General features: G+C 64.6%; 6 protein-coding genes and 3 pseudogenes. 3 read left to right on the top strand and 6 right to left on the bottom strand.

What is annotated here, in order from left to right; translation table 11 throughout:
• Positions 1 to 11 precede the first annotated feature (11 nt).
• Both Bsp3421_RS04430 and Bsp3421_RS34245 read right to left on the bottom strand, forming a co-directional pair.
• Entirely contained in the window at positions 12 to 9,539 is a 9,528-nt protein-coding gene (locus Bsp3421_RS04430) for a hypothetical protein (RefSeq protein WP_273997129.1), read from the bottom strand.
• 507 nt (positions 9,540 to 10,046) lie between these two features.
• Positions 10,047 to 10,721 (bottom strand): annotated as a pseudogene (locus Bsp3421_RS34245) (YadA family autotransporter adhesin); the annotation flags it as partial.
• On the opposite strand from Bsp3421_RS34245, the gene Bsp3421_RS04440 reads away from it, so the two are divergent.
• Positions 10,621 to 10,827 carry a hypothetical protein gene (locus tag Bsp3421_RS04440; RefSeq protein ID WP_443111488.1) on the top strand — a complete coding sequence of 69 codons (207 nt, stop codon included), beginning with the start codon at positions 10,621 to 10,623 and terminating at the stop codon, positions 10,825 to 10,827. The pseudogene Bsp3421_RS34245 and the gene Bsp3421_RS04440 overlap by 101 nt on opposite strands.
• Before the next feature lie 92 nt (positions 10,828 to 10,919).
• On the opposite strand, the pseudogene Bsp3421_RS34250 reads toward Bsp3421_RS04440, so the two are convergent.
• Positions 10,920 to 12,398, bottom strand: a pseudogene (locus Bsp3421_RS34250) (YadA family autotransporter adhesin); the annotation flags it as partial.
• Between Bsp3421_RS34250 and Bsp3421_RS04455 the strand changes: the two are divergent.
• Complete coding sequence (locus Bsp3421_RS04455; RefSeq protein ID WP_273997134.1) at positions 12,337 to 12,471, top strand: hypothetical protein; 135 nt, start codon at positions 12,337 to 12,339, stop codon at positions 12,469 to 12,471. The pseudogene Bsp3421_RS34250 and the gene Bsp3421_RS04455 overlap by 62 nt on opposite strands.
• A 122-nt stretch (positions 12,472 to 12,593) precedes the next feature.
• On the opposite strand, the pseudogene Bsp3421_RS34255 reads toward Bsp3421_RS04455, so the two are convergent.
• Positions 12,594 to 13,691, bottom strand: a pseudogene (locus Bsp3421_RS34255) (ESPR-type extended signal peptide-containing protein); the annotation flags it as partial.
• Positions 13,692 to 13,815: 124 nt separating this feature from the next.
• Entirely contained in the window at positions 13,816 to 14,262 is a 447-nt protein-coding gene (locus Bsp3421_RS04460) for a hypothetical protein (protein WP_273997135.1), read from the bottom strand.
• 914 nt (positions 14,263 to 15,176) lie between these two features.
• Here Bsp3421_RS04460 and Bsp3421_RS04465 point away from each other — a divergent pair.
• Positions 15,177 to 15,734, top strand: coding sequence for a recombinase family protein (locus Bsp3421_RS04465; RefSeq protein ID WP_273997136.1), 558 nt, complete (start codon positions 15,177 to 15,179; stop codon positions 15,732 to 15,734).
• Positions 15,735 to 15,983: 249 nt separating this feature from the next.
• Here Bsp3421_RS04465 and Bsp3421_RS04470 read toward each other — a convergent pair whose 3' ends face one another.
• A complete protein-coding gene (locus Bsp3421_RS04470) occupies positions 15,984 to 16,751 on the bottom strand; it encodes an ABC transporter ATP-binding protein (protein ID WP_273997137.1) in 768 nt (255 codons plus the stop codon).
• Positions 16,752 to 16,764 lie beyond the last annotated feature (13 nt).

The raw sequence follows: 16,764 nt of genomic DNA on the forward strand, positions 1-16,764 counted from the left end.
CGCGCCGCGCATCACCACTGGTAACCCGCGCCAATGCCGTACGTGTAGCCGGCGCTGCTGCCGCTCACCCCACCCTTCAGCTTGAGGTTGTCCGTCAGGCGCGCCGTGAAGCCGATCGCCACCGCGCTGTAGCCCTGGTAGCTGCCGCCGCCGATACCGACCGCGATCGTCTTGCCGGCGTCGACTTCCGGGATCATCGTCAACGCGGTCGCCGCCGCGATACCCGAGTACGCCGTGCGTGCGACGTTGTTCACCGTCGTTTGCAAGGCCCCCAACTGGGACACGTTCACCGCATCGGTCGGGTTCACGCCCGCCGCGACATTGGTGATGCGGCGCTCGCTGCCGGGCGCGCCGACCGATACGGTATTGGCCTGGTTCGCCACCGAGTTCGCGCCGATCGCCACCGCGCCGGCCGCCGAGGCAGTCGCGCCCTGGCCGATCGCCGTGCCGCTCGCGGCGGACACCACCGCGCTCGCGCCGATCACCGTGCCGCCGTCCGAGTTCGCGCTCGCGCCGTTGCCGAGCGCCACGCCGTTCGCGCCGGAAGCTGCGGCGTTCGTACCGACGGCCAGGGCGTTGAGGCCCGTCGCACCGTCGTTGTTGTAGTTCCCTTGCTGCGCGCCGTTGTCGTTCACGCTGTAGTAGTGGCTGCTGGGCCCGGTCGACACGGTCGAGGTCGACAACCTGCTGATCGACGTCGACAGTGACGTGAACTGCGAGATGTCGGTACTCTGGCTCGTCGACAGGCTGCTGATCGCCTGGATCGTCGAATACAGCTGCGAACCGTTGATCGCATCCGTGCTCGACGAGATCACCTGGCCCGCCGCGACATTCGTGATCTGCCGCTCCGCGCCCGGCGCCCCCACGCTCACCACGCTCGCCGGCGTGGTTCCGGCGAAGGTGTAGGTGACGCCGCCGATCGTCGTGCTGGCCGTCGGATTGGCGGCCGCCGTCGTCGAGCCGTAGCCCAGGGCCACGTCGCCGGCATTGTTCGCCACCGCGTTCGGGCCGATCGCGACGCTGTTCAACCCCAGCGCCTGACTGTCGGGCAGCGTCGAATTCGCGTGGAAGTACTTGATGCCCGCGCCGTTGGTGATGTTGTTCACGGTGTTGCCGAGCGAATCGACCGCCTGATCGGTGGCGTACAGCTGCGAACCGTTGACCGCATCCGTGCTCGTCGCACTCACTCGGCCCGCCGCGACGTTCGTGATCTGGCGTTCCGCGCCCGGCGCGCCCACACTCACCACGCTCGCCGGCGTCGTGCCGGCCAACGTGTAGGTCGTGCCGTTGATCGTCGCGGTCGCCATCGGATTCGCGGCCGCCGTCACCGAGTTGGAACCCAGCGCCACGTCGTTCGGGTTGTTTGCCACCGCGCCGGAGCCCATCGCCACCGAGCCCACGCCGTTGGCCGTCGAGGTATTGCCGAGCGCCACCGAACCCTGCCCAATCGCCGTGTTCGCGTTGCCCAGCGCCACCGCGCCCTGGCCGTTCGACGTGTTGTTCGCGCCCATCGCGATCGCGCCCGTGCCGGTTGCGGTGTTCGGATCGCCGATCGCCACCGCGCCGTCGCCGTTCGCCGTGTTGCCCACGCCGATCGACACCGCCTGGCCGCCCGTCGCCGTCGCGTTCTGGCCGATCGCAACCGCGCCGCCCGAGCTAGCGTTGGCTCCATCACCAACCGCCACCGCGCTCGCGCCCGCCGCTGTCGCGTTCGTGCCCGCCGCCAGGGCGTTGATGCCCGTTGCGCCGTCGTTGTTGTAGTTCCCTTGCTGCGTGCCGTTGTCGTTCACGCTGTAGTAGTGCGTCTTCGCCGCATTGATGGCGGTCGACGTCGACGTCGACAGCGAGGTGATCGAGCTGTTCGCCGTCGACAGGCCCGTCGAGAGCGAACCGATGCCCGTCGAGGTCGAGGTCGACAACGACGCCACCGTGCTGTTGGTGGTGGACAAGCCGGTCGACAGCGAACCGATGGAACTGGTCGCGGTCGACAGCCCCGTCGAAGTCGAGGTCGACAGCGAGGCCACGTTGCTGTTCGTCGTCGACAGCCCCGTCGACAACGAGCCGATCGAGCTGGTCGCGGTCGACAACCCCGTCGAGGTCGAAGTCGACAGCGAGGCCACGTTGCTGTTCGTCGTCGACAAGCCGGTCGACAGCGAGCTGATCGAGCTCGTCGCCGTCGACAGACCGGTCGAGGTCGACGTCGACAGGCTGTTGATCGCCGTGTTCGTCGCGAACAGCTGCGAACCGTTGAGCGCATCCGTGCTCGTTGCCGTTACCTCACCCGCCGCCACGTTCGTGATCTGACGTTCCGCACCTGGCGCGCCCACGCTCACCACGCTCGCCGGGGTCGTGCCGGCGTAGTTGTACGTCACGCCGCCGACCGCACCCGTCGCCGTCGCATTCGCTGCCGCCGTCACCGAGTTCGAACCCAGCGCCACGTCGTTCGCGTTGGTCGCCGTCGCGCCTGAACCCACCGCCACCGAGCCCGCCGCGTTCGCCGTCGAGGTATTGCCCAACGCCACCGAGCCCTGGCCCGTCGCCGTGTTCGCATTGCCCAGCGCCACCGCACCCTGGCCGTTCGACGTGTTGTTCGCACCCATCGCGATCGCGCCAGTGCCCGTCGCGCTGTTCGGATCGCCGATCGCCACCGCGCCGTCGCCGTTCGCCGTGTTGCCCACGCCGATCGACACCGCCTGGCCGCCCGTCGCCGTCGCGTTCTGGCCGATCGCAACCGCGCCGCCCGAGTTCGCGTTGGCCCCGTCGCCGACCGCCACCGCGCTCGCGCCCGCCGCTGTCGCGTTCGTGCCCGCCGCCAGGGCGTTGATGCCTGTTGCGCCGTCGTTGTTGTAGTTCCCTTGTTGGGTGCCGTTGTCGTTCACGCTGTAGTAGTGCGTCTTCGCCGCATTGACCGCGGTCGAGGTCGACGTCGACAGCGAGGCGATCGAGCTGGTCGCCGTCGACAGGCCCGTCGACGTGGAGGTCGACAACGAGGCCACGTTGCTGTTCGTCGTCGACAAGCCAGTCGACAGCGAGCTGATCGAGCTCGTCGCCGTCGACAAACCGGTCGAGGTCGACGTCGACAGGCTGTTGATCGCCGTGTTCGTCGCGAACAGCTGCGAGCCGTTGATCGCATCCGTGCTCGTCGCCGTCACCTGGCCCGCCGCAACGTTCGTCACCTGACGTTCCGCACCCGGTGCGCCCACGCTCACCACGCTCGACGGAGTCGTGCCGGCGTAGTTGTACGTCACGCCGCCGACTGCACCCGTCGCTGTCGGATTCGGCGCTGCCGTCACCGAGTTCGAACCCAGCGCCACGTCGTTCGCATTGGTCGCCGTCGCTCCGGAGCCCATCGCCACCGATCCCGCCGCGTTCGCCGTCGATGTATTGCCCAACGCCACCGAACCCTGCCCCGTTGCCGTGTTCGCATTGCCCAGCGCCACCGCACCCTGGCCGTTCGACGTGTTGTTCGCACCCATCGCGATCGCACCGGTACCTGTCGCGCTGTTCGGATCGCCGATCGCCACGGCCCCATTACCGTTCGCCGTGTTACCCACGCCGACCGACACCGCCTGGCCGCCCGTCGCCGTCGCGTTCTGGCCGATCGCCACCGCACCGCCCGAGTTCGCGTTGGCTCCATCACCAACCGCCACCGCGCTCGCACCCGCCGCTGTCGCGTTCGTGCCCGCCGCCAGCGCGTTGATGCCTGTTGCGCCGTCGTTGTTGTAGTTCCCTTGCTGCGTGCCGTTGTCGTTCACGCTGTAGTAGTGCGTCTTCGCCGCATTGACCGCGGTCGAGGTCGACGTCGACAGCGAGGCGATCGAGCTGGTCGCCGTCGACAGGCCCGTCGACGTGGAGGTCGACAACGAAGCCACGTTGCTGTTCGTCGTCGACAAGCCGGTCGACAGCGAGCTGATCGAGCTCGTCGCCGTCGACAAACCGGTCGAGGTCGACGTCGACAGGCTGTTGATCGCCGTGTTCGTCGCGAACAGCTGCGAGCCATTGATCGCATCCGTGCTCGTCGCCGTCACCTGGCCCGCCGCAACGTTCGTCACCTGACGTTCCGCACCCGGTGCGCCCACGCTCACCACGCTCGACGGAGTCGTGCCGGCGTAGTTGTACGTCACGCCGCCGACTGCACCCGTCGCTGTCGGATTCGGCGCTGCCGTCACCGAGTTCGAACCCAGCGCCACGTCGTTCGCATTGGTCGCCGTCGCTCCGGAGCCCATCGCCACCGATCCCGCCGCGTTCGCCGTCGATGTATTGCCCAACGCCACCGAACCCTGCCCCGTTGCCGTGTTCGCATTGCCCAGCGCCACCGCACCCTGGCCGTTCGACGTGTTGTTCGCGCCCATCGCGATCGCACCGGTACCTGTCGCGCTGTTCGGATCGCCGATCGCCACGGCCCCATTACCGTTCGCCGTGTTACCCACGCCGACCGACACCGCCTGGCCGCCCGTCGCCGTCGCGTTCTGGCCGATCGCCACCGCACCGCCCGAGTTCGCGTTGGCCCCGTCACCAACCGCCACCGCGCTCGCACCCGCCGCTGTCGCGTTCGTGCCCGCCGCCAGCGCGTTGATGCCTGTTGCGCCGTCGTTGTTGTAGTTCCCTTGTTGGGTGCCGTTGTCGTTCACGCTGTAGTAGTGCGTCTTCGCCGCATTGACCGCGGTCGAGGTCGACGTCGACAGCGAAGCGATCGAGCTGTTCGTCGTCGACAAACCGGTCGACAGCGAGCCGATCGAACTCGTCGCCGTCGACAGACCGGTCGAGGTCGATGTCGACAGGCTGTTGATCGCCGTGTTCGTCGCGAACAGCTGCGAGCCGTTGATCGCATCCGTGCTCGTCGCCGTCACCTGGCCCGCCGCCACGTTCGTCACCTGCCGCTCCGCACCCGGTGCGCCCACGCTCACCACGCTGGCCGGCGTCGTTCCCGCGTAGTTGTACGTCACGCCCCCGACCGTGCCCGTCGCCGTCGGGTTCGCCGCTGCCGTCACCGAGCCGGAGCCCAGGGCAACCGAGTTCGCTACGTTGGCCGTCGAGCCCGCACCGAATGCCAGCGCGTTGGTGGCCGTAGCGTTCGCTCCTTGCCCAGACGCGATGGATCCGCTACCAGACGCGGTGGCGTTTGAGCCCAATGCGGTCGCGAATGCATTCGTGGCTACGGCCGACGCACCCAGAGCAACCGAACCTGCCGCTCCGCTCGCGGTCGATCCGTTGCCAAGCGCCAACGAGTCCGCGCCTGAAGCGATGGCCGTGGCAGTGAAGCTCCCGCTGTTACCAAGCGCGATCGCGCCAGTGCCCGTCGCCGATACCGAGCTGCCGATTGCAACGTTGCCATTCGCTCCGGTGGCAACAGCCCCCTGGCCGATCGCCACCCCGCCGCCGCTCGCCACCGTGCCATTGCCCAACGCGACGGCGCTGGTGCCAACCGCCGAATTGGCGTTACCGATCGCTATCGCGCCTGTCCCGTTCGCCGTATTGTTCGCGCCAACGGCTACCGCACCCGTGCCGGTCGCGCTGTTTGGATCCCCGATCGCCACCGCGCCGTTGCCGTTCGCCGTGTTGCTCACGCCCACCGACACCGCCTGACCACCCGTCGCCGTCGCGTTCTGGCCGATCGCAACCGCACCGCCCGAGTTCGCGTTGGCCCCGTCACCGACCGCCACCGCGCTCGCGCCCGCCGCTGTCGCGTTCGTGCCCGCCGCCAGTGCGTTGATGCCCGTCGCGCCGTCGTTGTTGTAGTTCCCTTGCTGTATGCCGTTGTCGTTCACGCTGTAGTAGTGCGTCTTCGCCGCATTGATGGCGGTCGAGGTCGACGTCGACAGCGAGGCGATCGAGCTGGTCGCGGTCGACAAACCCGTCGAGGTCGAAGTCGACAGCGAGGCCACGTTGCTGTTCGTCGTCGACAAGCCCGTCGACAGCGACGTGATGCCCGTGGAGGTCGAGGTCGACAGCGATGCAATCGAACTGGTCGCCGTCGACAGACCGGTCGACGTGGACGTCGACAAGCTGTTGATCGCCGTGTTCGTCGCGAACAGCTGCGAGCCGTTGATCGCATCCGTGCTCGTCGCCGTTACCTCACCCGCCGCCACGTTCGTGATCTGACGTTCCGCACCCGGTGCGCCCACGCTCACCACGCTCGCCGGGGTCGTGCCGGCGTAGTTGTACGTCACGCCGCCGACCGCACCCGTCGCTGTCGGATTCGGCGCTGCCGTCACCGAGTTCGAACCCAGCGCCACGTCGTTCGCATTGGTCGCCGTCGCGCCCGAACCCATCGCCACCGAGCCCGCCGCGTTGGCCGTCGAGGTATTGCCCAACGCCACCGAACCCTGCCCCGTTGCCGTGTTCGCATTGCCCAGCGCCACCGCACCCTGGCCGTTCGACGTGTTGTTCGCACCCATCGCGATCGCACCAGTGCCCGTCGCGCTGTTCGGATCGCCAATCGCCACCGCACCGTTGCCGTTCGCCGTGTTGCCCACGCCGACCGACACCGCCTGGCCGCCCGTCGCCGTCGCGTTCTGGCCGATCGCAACCGCGCCGCCGGAATTCGCGTTGGCCCCGTCACCGACCGCCACCGCGCTCGCGCCCGCCGCTGTCGCGTTCGTGCCCGCCGCCAGCGCGTTGATGCCTGTTGCGCCGTCGTTGTTGTAGTTCCCTTGTTGCGTTCCGTTGTCGTTGACGCTGTAGTAGTGCGTCTTCGCCGCATTGACCGCGGTCGAGGTCGACGTCGACAGCGAGGCGATCGAGCTAGTCGCCGTCGACAGGCCCGTCGAGGTCGAGGTCGACAGCGAAGTGACCGTGCTGTTCGTCGTGGACAGCCCCGTCGACAGTGAGCTGATCGAGCTCGTCGCCGTCGACAGACCGGTCGAGGTCGACGTCGACAGGCTGTTGATCGCCGTGTTCGTTGCGAACAACTGCGAGCCGTTGATCGCATCCGTGCTTGTCGCCGTCACCTGGCCCGCCGCCACGTTCGTCACCTGACGTTCCGCACCCGGTGCGCCCACGCTCACCACGCTCGACGGATTCGTCCCCGCGTAGTTGTACGTCACGCCGCCGATCGTGCCTGTCGCCGTCGGATTCGGCGCTGCCGTCACCGAGTTCGAACCCAGCGCCACGCTGTTCGCGTTGCTTGCCACTGCGTTTTGACCCAGTGCGACTGCTCCTGCACCGCTGGCGTTCGAACCGTCACCCACCGCCACCGCGCTCGCACCCGCCGCCGTCGCGTTCGTGCCCGCCGCCAGCGCATTGATGCCCGTCGCACCGTCGTTGTTGTAGTTCCCTTGTTGGGTGCCGTTGTCGTTCACGCTGTAGTAGTGCGTCTTCGCCGCATTGATCGCTGTCGAGGTCGACGTCGACAATGAGGCGACGTTGCTGTTCGTCGTCGACAAGCCGGTCGACAGCGACGTGATGCCCGTGGAGGTCGAGGTCGACAGCGATGCAATCGAGCTGGTCGCCGTCGACAGACCGGTCGAGGTCGACGTCGACAAACTGTTGATCGCCGTATTCGTCGCGAACAGCTGCGAGCCGTTGATCGCATCCGTGCTCGTTGCCGTTACCTCACCCGCCGCCACGTTCGTGATCTGACGTTCCGCACCCGGCGCGCCCACGCTCACCACGCTCGCCGGGGTCGTGCCGGCGTAGTTGTACGTCACGCCCCCGACCGTGCCCGTCGCCGTCGGGTTCGCCGCTGCCGTCACCGAGCCGGAGCCCAGGGCAACCGAGTTCGCTACGTTGGCCGTCGAGCCCGCACCGAATGCCAGCGCGTTGGTGGCCGTAGCGTCCGCTCCTTGCCCGGATGCGATGGATCCGCTTCCGGACGCAGTGGCGTTTGAGCCCAATGCGGTCGCGAACGTATTCGTGGCTACAGCCGATGCACCCAGAGCGACCGAACCTGCCGCTCCGCTCGCAGTCGAGCCGTTACCAAGCGCCAATGCATCCGCGCCTGAAGCGATGGCCGTGGCAGTGAAGGTCCCGCTATTGCCAAGCGCGATCGCACCAGTGCCGGTCGCCGATACTGAATTGCCGATCGCTACGTTGCCATTCGCTCCGGTGGCAACAGCCCCCTGACCGATCGCCACCCCGTTGCTGTTCGCCACGGTGCCATTGCCCAACGCGACGGCGCTCGCGCCAACCGCCGAATTGGCGTTACCGATCGCTATCGCGCCTGTCCCGTTCGCCGTATTGTTCGCGCCAACGGCTACCGCACCCGTGCCGGTCGCGCTGTTCGGATCCCCGATCGCCACCGCACCGTTGCCGTTCGCCGTGTTGCTCACGCCCACCGACACCGCCTGGCCGCCTGTCGCCGTCGCATTCTGGCCGATCGCAACCGCACCGCCGGAATTCGCGTTGGCCCCGTCACCGACCGCCACCGCGCTCGCGCCCGCCGCTGTCGCGTTCGTGCCCGCCGCCAGCGCGTTGATGCCTGTCGCGCCGTCGTTGTTGTAGTTCCCTTGTTGCGTGCCGTTGTCGTTCACGCTGTAGTAGTGCGTCTTCGCCGCATTGATGGCGGTCGAGGTCGACGTCGACAGCGAGGCCACGTTGCTGTTCGTCGTCGACAGCCCCGTCGACAGTGAGCCGATCGAGCTGGTCGCCGTCGACAACCCCGTCGAGGTGGAAGTCGACAAAGAGGCCACGTTGCTGTTCGTCGTCGACAAACCGGTCGACAGCGACGTGATGCCCGTGGAGGTCGAGGTCGACAGCGATGCAATCGAGCTGGTCGCCGTCGACAGACCGGTCGACGTGGACGTCGACAAACTGTTGATCGCCGTGTTCGTCGCGAACAGCTGCGAGCCGTTGATCGCATCCGTGCTTGTCGCCGTCACCTGGCCCGCCGCCACGTTCGTCACCTGACGTTCCGCACCCGGTGCGCCCACGCTCACCACGCTCGCCGGATTCGTCCCCGCGTAGTTGTACGTCACGCCACCGATCGTGCCTGTCGCCGTCGGATTCGGCGCTGCCGTCACCGAGTTCGAACCCAGCGCCACGTCGTTCGCATTGGCCGCCGTCGCGCCCGAACCCATCGCCACCGAACCCGCCGCGTTCGCCGTCGAGGTATTGCCCAACGCCACCGAACCCTGCCCCGTTGCCGTGTTCGCATTGCCCAGCGCCACCGCACCCTGGCCGTTCGACGTGTTGTTCGCACCCATCGCGATCGCGCCAGTGCCTGTCGCGCTGTTCGGATCGCCGATCGCCACGGCCCCATTACCGTTCGCCGTGTTGCCCACGCCGACCGACACCGCCTGGCCGCCCGTCGCCGTTGCATTCTGGCCGATCGCCACCGCACCGCCGGAATTCGCGTTGGCTCCATCACCAACCGCCACCGCACTCGCTCCTGCCGCTGTCGCGTTCGTGCCCGCCGCCAGCGCGTTGATGCCCGTCGCGCCGTTATCGTTGTAGTTCCCTTGCTGCGTGCCGTTGTCGTTCACGCTGTAGTAGTGCGTCTTCACCGCATTGATGGCGGTCGAGGTCGACGTCGACAGCGATGTGATCGAACTGGTTGCCGTCGACAACCCGGTCGACGTCGACGTCGACAAGGAGGCCACGTTGCTGTTCGTCGTGGACAGGCCCGTCGACAGCGAGCCGATCGAGCTCGTCGCCGTTGACAGACCCGTCGAGGTCGACGTCGACAGCGAGGCCACCGTACTATTCGTCGTGGACAAACCCGTCGACAACGACGTGATGCCCGTTGACGTCGAAGTCGACAACGATGCAATCGAGCTGGTCGCCGTCGACAACCCGGTCGACGTCGACGTCGACAACGAGGCCACGTTGCTGTTCGTCGTGGACAGGCCCGTCGACAGCGAGCCGATCGAGATCGTCGCCGTCGACAGACCCGTCGAGGTCGACGTCGACAGCGAGGCCACCGTACTATTCGTCGTGGACAAACCCGTCGACAACGACGTGATGCCCGTTGACGTCGAAGTCGACAACGAGGCTACGTTGCTGTTCGTCGTGGACAGGCCCGTCGACAGCGAGCCGATCGAACTCGTCGCCGTCGACAGACCCGTCGAGGTCGACGTCGACAAGCTGTTGATCGCCGTGTTCGTCGCGAACAGCTGCGAGCCGTTGATCGCATCCGTGCTCGTCGCCGTCACCCGGCCCGCGGCTACGTTCGTGATCTGCCGCTCCGCACCCGGCGCGCCCACGCTCACCACGCTCGACGGATTCGTCCCCGCGTAGTTGTACGTCACGCCCCCGACCGTGCCCGTCGCTGTCGGATTCGCCGCTGCCGTCACCGAGCCGGAGCCGAGGGCAACCGAGTTCGCTACGTTGGCCGTCGAGCCCGCACCGAATGCCAGCGCGTTGGTCGCCGTAGCGTCCGCTCCTTGCCCGGATGCGATGGATCCGCTTCCGGACGCAGTGGCGTTTGAGCCCAATGCGGTCGCAAACGTATTCGTGGCTACAGCCGATGCACCCAGAGCGACCGAACCTGCCGCTCCGCTCGCAGTCGAGCCGTTACCAAGCGCCAATGCATCCGCGCCTGAAGCGATGGCCGTGGCAGTGAAGGTCCCGCTATTGCCAAGCGCGATCGCACCAGTGCCGGTCGCCGATACTGAATTGCCGATCGCAACGTTGCCATTCGCTCCGGTGGCAACAGCCCCCTGACCGATCGCCACCCCGTTGCTGTTCGCCACGGTGCCATTGCCCAACGCGACGGCGCTCGCGCCAATCGCCGAATTGGCGTTACCGATCGCTATCGCGCCTGTCCCGCTCGCCGTATTGTTCGCGCCAACGGCTACCGCACCCGTGCCGGTCGCGCTGTTCGGATCCCCGATCGCCACCGCACCGTTGCCGTTCGCCGTGTTGCTCACGCCCACCGACACCGCCTGACCACCCGTCGCCGTTGCGTTCTGGCCGATCGCCACCGCACCGCCCGAGTTCGCATTAGCGCCGTTGCCGACCGCCACCGCGCTCGCGCCCGCCGCTGTCGCGTTGGTGCCTGCCGCCAGTGCGTTGACGCCCGTTGCGCCGTTATCGTTGTAGTTCCCTTGCTGCGTGCCGTTGTCGTTCACGCTGTAGTAGTGCGTCTTCGCCGCATTGATGGCGGTCGACGTCGACGTCGACAACGAGGCCACGTTGCTATTCGTCGTCGACAAGCCCGTCGACAGTGACGAGATACCCGTTGACGTCGAAGTCGACAACGATGCGATGGAGCTGTTCGCCGACGACAGACCGGTCGAAGTCGAGGTCGACAGTGAAGTGACCGTGCTGTTCGTCGTGGACAGACCTGTCGACAACGAGCTGATCCCTGTCGACGTGGACGTCGACAAACTGTTGATTGCCGTGTTCGTCGCAAACAACTGCGAACCGTTGATCGCATCCGTGCTCGTCGCCGTCACCCGGCCCGCGGCTACGTTCGTGATCTGCCGCTCCGCTCCCGGCGCGCCCACGCTCACCACGCTTGCCGGCGTCGTCCCCGCGTAGTTGTACGTCACGCCGCCGACCGTGCCCGTCGCCGTCGGATTCGCCGCCGCCGTCACGGAACCCGAGCCCAGCGCAACCGCGCCCGCATTGCTGACGGTAGCGCCAGTGCCCAGCGCCACGCCGTTCGTCGCGGCCGCGACAACGCTCGCCGTATCGCCCATTGCCAGGGAACCCGCACTGGCGGCGGTCGACGTATTACCCAAGGCAACCGATCCCTGACCGGTCGCCGTGTTGCTGTTACCTTCCGCGACGGCACCCTGCCCGTTCGCCGTATTGTTCGCACCGACAGCTACCGCACCCGTGCCGGTCGCGCTGTTCGGATCCCCGATCGCCACCGCGCCGTTGCCGCTGGCCGTCTGCTGGTTGCCGATCGCCACCGCGCCGGTTCCACTTGTCACGCTTGATTCCATCCCGATCGCTGTCGATCCGGTACCGGCAGCGCTGCCGACCGAACTCGCCAGACCAATTGCGACCGCCGTATTCGCCGCCGCATTCGCACCCGTACCCATAGCGACCGTGTTGACTCCGCTTGCAGTCGCCGTATCGCCAGCGGCCAGCGAATTCTGACCTGTTGCCCTGGCACCGTAGCCCACCGCAAGTGACTGAGCCCCACTTGCCGTAGTTGAAGTGCCAAACGAGGACGCATCTACCCCGCTACTCGTCGCGAACGTTCCCAATGCGTTACTTGTGGCTCCCGAAGCCGTTGACTGCAAGCCGATGGCGATTGCACTGCTACCGCTGGCCAACGTGTTCGCTCCAAATGCAATGCTGTTGGTGCCTGTGGCCACGTTACTCAGCCCGATACCGATGGCATTTTGGCCGCTGACGGTATTGGTAGAACCCAGCGCAACGGCCTGATCGATCGTTGCCGTATTGGCGTTACCGATCGCAAGGGCGCCGTTCCCGGTTGCCGTATTGTTCGCACCCATCGCCACCGCGCCGGTGCCGGTCGCGACGTTCGGATCCCCGATCGCCACCGCACCATTGCCGCTGGCCGTCTGCTGGCTACCGATCGCCACCGCGCCGGTGCCGGTCGTCACGCTTGACTGATAACCAATCGCCGTCGCCCCCGTACCCGCGGCGGCTGCAATTACATCCGCTTGACCAATTGCGACTGTCGAATTCGCCGCCGCCGTCGAGCCAATCCCCATAGCAACCGAATTGGTCGCGCTGGCGGTCGACGAATCACCGACCGCCAGCGCATTCAGACCCGACGCTAAATCAAGGTTGCCCACAGCGGTCGCCTGATTCCCACTCGCTATAGATCTGGCGCCCAAGGCAGATGAGCTTGTACCGCTACCCGTCGCAAGATATCCCATTCCAATACTCTGGGCTCCCGAGGCCGCGCTACTCAACCCTAAACCCAGTGAATTTGCGCCGGTAGCCGTATTGAAATTTCCCAGCGCGACGGAATCCGTGCCGGTTACCGTATTGCGCATCCCAAAGGAATCGTAAAAATTAGTGTTATCTCCCACCACCCCAATTACGTTCGCATTGCCAACTGCCACTACATTGCCGCCGCCAGCAATGGCGTTAGCAAGCCCTAACGCCATATTAGATGAGCCGGTGACACTATTACCGTTGCCCAGCACCGTCGAGCTATTCCCGGCAGTTGTATTCACGTTGTTATTAACGCCAACTACAGTGCTCCCTGCTCCAGAAGCCCCGAGCCGGTTTCCATAACCCACAGTAACGGCAGTTGACGCCGCGGCAGTATTACTTATACCGATCGCCACCGCACCGGTTGAACCTGCAGTATCTTCATAGCCAAGCGCGGTTGCACCTGACCCATTGGCCAGTGAGTTGAATCCGAGCGCATTACTTCCTTGTCCCGTGGCAGTCGCCTGCAAGCCGACAGCGGTTGCCCATTCCGCAGCGTAAGCACCCAGACCTATCGCCGTGCCGCCGTCGCCGGTTACAGTCGTGTAGAAACCGTACAGCGTGACACCCAAATGACCACCGCCGTTAGCCGAGCAACCCGCAACCGTGGAGAACGAGCCGTTACCGTCCGTGATCGCGCGATTGGTGTAGTTAGTCGTACCGTCCGGGCCTACGCCGGAAGTACCGCACGCGCTACCGCCCGCGACTGCCCCCGAACCCACCCCGATCGTACTGGCATAGCCGCCTTGAGCGGCCGCGACGAGCACGGCGGCCGCAACGGCCTTCGCGACCGTCGACTTGTTCGATTTGCCTCGCACCATGGCAAGTTCCGACGCCGCAACCCACGCCCCGAGCGCTTCATTCCAGATTGTTCTGTACGACTTGTTCATCTCATCACCTCATCGGCTGATGCGCTGTCTTACGACACAGGCGTAGATTTCTCGCATTGGCCTATAAATTAATTAGGACTGCCATACGCAAATCGCACAAAGACAAATCGATCTCTATTCTTTTCTACGAGAAAGTGCTGAACGACTTGCGCAATGCCGCGCTGCCGCTATCGCCCGTCAGCTGAAAATTCCCTAGACGCTTCTGCTCCTCGACCCAGTTCCGTATTGCCCGACCGTGCCGGTAGCCCGCTTGCATGATTGCCGTCAACATCGCACGAGATGCTTCAAGCTCGCCGCCATCCAGGACTGCCGCCCCGGCGCCGACATCGAAAGCCGCACCGCCAAGTCCCATTGAGACGCCGGCCTTGTACGCCGACCGCGCCGTCTTCCGGCTCCGACGATCGACATGCTGTGCCAGCAACTCGAACACAATCGATTCGACTTCACTGACATAAGCATTCACGTCTTCCAGGTCGCAGAGGGAAGTAACTCGCAGAAGATGGCCCACCATTTTGTCGGCTGGCGCCAGCGCGCGCGATTCTTGCGAACGAATCTGATTGGAATTCAGCATTTCCATCTCCCCAAGCACCCGACCTATCGAAACTCATCGAGAAACTCATTCAGATCGACGTCAATCCAAATTCAATTACCGAATCCCATGAACTCCGATTACCGCCCATCGATCATCACTTTCCATCCGCTCGAATTCAAAAATCAGATCTTTCGAAGGAATGCGTAAAAACAATAAGCGCCCCCTCACTCGCACCCCGCAGCCTACGATCCGCCTACAAATCGGCATCCCGCCTAGCCGATTCGACAGGGAAACTCGGCAAAATCTGCCCGCGCCGAAGGCCCAACAGGCCGTAATTCGCGGGTTTCACGTCATATAAGTGACTGAACATAAACGTTCCCTTGTATCAAATTCGTAGAAACAGTCCTCGGGTCCGCTGTGAGCCTTGACAGGCAAGGAACGCCATTTGTCACTCGGCCTCGGACAAAATGGAACCTTTTTGTCCAGTAGAATTTCGGCAAACCGCTCCGCGTTAACTCTTCTTAACGATTGGACGATTTTGTCAGGAAAAACTGTTCATTATTGAAACATTTTTGACCTTTTTATTTTATTTTTTTAAGGGTTTTTACTAGCAAAAAAGTAACTTCATTAGACAAATTTTTTTAAATAGACAAAAAGACCCGACTGAATTTTCGAGGCCAACCGCGACGCATCCTGCCGATGCTGGCGGCCACGAGATCGAGACGAATGGAAGAAGAGCGTCGACCGACACTGAGATGCGCTCGACACAGCAATCAACTTCGCGACTTGACCAGCCGGGCAGCAGACCCACTCTACCGAGAGATGAATTTGAGTACCTTGAATACAGCAAAGAACGACCGTCGACCGACGGCATTCCAACCGAACGCACGCGTTCCGGCACATTGCCGACAGCGCGGCTTGACGTCGGGATTGTCAGATTTGCGGGAGCGGATATGATCGTCGGCTACGCACGTGTTTCCACTGACGAGCAGAATCTCGAACTTCAAATAGATGCATTGACCCGTGCAGGCTGCGACACGATCCATACGGATCAGGGGATTTCAGGCGCCGATTTTTCGCGCCCCGGTCTCGACGCTGCCCTCGAGACGATGTCCGCCGGTGACACATTGATGGTATGGCGGCTGGATCGCCTCGGCCGTTCGTTGAGCAAACTCATCGATCTGGTCACGCATCTGGACGGCCGGAATATCCAATTCGCCTCGATCATGGAGTCGATCAATACCAACTCCTCGAGCGGCGTGCTGATTTTTCATCTGATGGCTGCGCTTGCGCAATTCGAACGCAGTCTCATCAGCGAACGCACCCGCGCCGGAATGGCTGCGGCGCGCGCCCGAGGAAAACCGATCGGCCGCAAGCCGGCTCTCGATGACAAACAGCGCGCACAAGCGCTGACCTTGTTGAAACGAAAATCGATCATGGATGTCGCAGCCCATTTCAATGTGCATCCACGCACCTTGAAGCGCATCCTGGCCAGCGAGAACACAACTTGATGAACCGTTGGCCGGAACATTCCGGCTATTTGTCGGATCGCTCATGCGCGGCGGATTACCCGGTGCCCGCTTCCACCGGCCGTCATCCTGCGCATCGCGATACCTGTATCGGGCCGTCGCCGAGACGGGCAATGCGATCGATTTTCCGCCTGGTGCCGAGCGGAAAATGATCGCAGCCCCTCTGCCACGTCGAGCGCGCGATCGATCGGAGCGGCCCAGCCGCGCGTCCGCCCGACGAACCCTCCTCCCTCACTTCAAGCGTCCCGACAAGAACTGCTTCAGCCGCTCGCACTTCGGCTCGACGAGAATCTCCTGCGGCGGCCCCTCCTCCTCGATCTTGCCCTGATGCAGGAAGATCACATGATTGGACACGTTCCGCGCAAACCCCATCTCGTGCGTGACGACCACCATCGTCCGGCCTTCCTCCGCGAGCGCCTGCATGACCTTCAGCACTTCGCCGACCAGCTCCGGATCGAGCGCCGAGGTCGGCTCGTCGAACAGCATCACTTCCGGCTCCATCGCGAGCGCGCGCGCGATCGCGACGCGCTGCTGCTGTCCGCCTGACAGATGCGACGGATACATGCCTTCGACGCGCGGCTGCAAGCCGACCTTCTCCAGATATTTGCGCGCCCTGGCCGTCGCCGCTTCCTTGTCGAGCCCCAGCACCGCGATCGGTGCTTCGATGATGTTCTCGATCACCGTCATGTGCGCCCACAGGTTGAAATGCTGGAACACCATGGAAAGCTTCGTGCGCATGCGCTGCAGCTGCTTCCGATCGGCCACGCGCAGCCCGCCGTTACTGTCGAGTTCGGTCCTGATCACCTCCCCGCCCACCGTGATCTGCCCGGAGCAGGGTTGTTCGAGAAAGTTGATGCAGCGCAGGAACGTGCTTTTACCCGAGCCGCTCGACCCGATGATGCTGATCACGTCGCCCGGCTTCGCGTTCAGCGAGACGCCCTTCAGCACCTCGTTGTCGCCAAACTTCTTGTGCAGATTTTCAACGCTGAGCTTATACATACAAATGCTTCCT

Source organism: Burkholderia sp. FERM BP-3421 (assembly GCF_028657905.1).
Classification (GTDB): domain Bacteria; phylum Pseudomonadota; class Gammaproteobacteria; order Burkholderiales; family Burkholderiaceae; genus Burkholderia.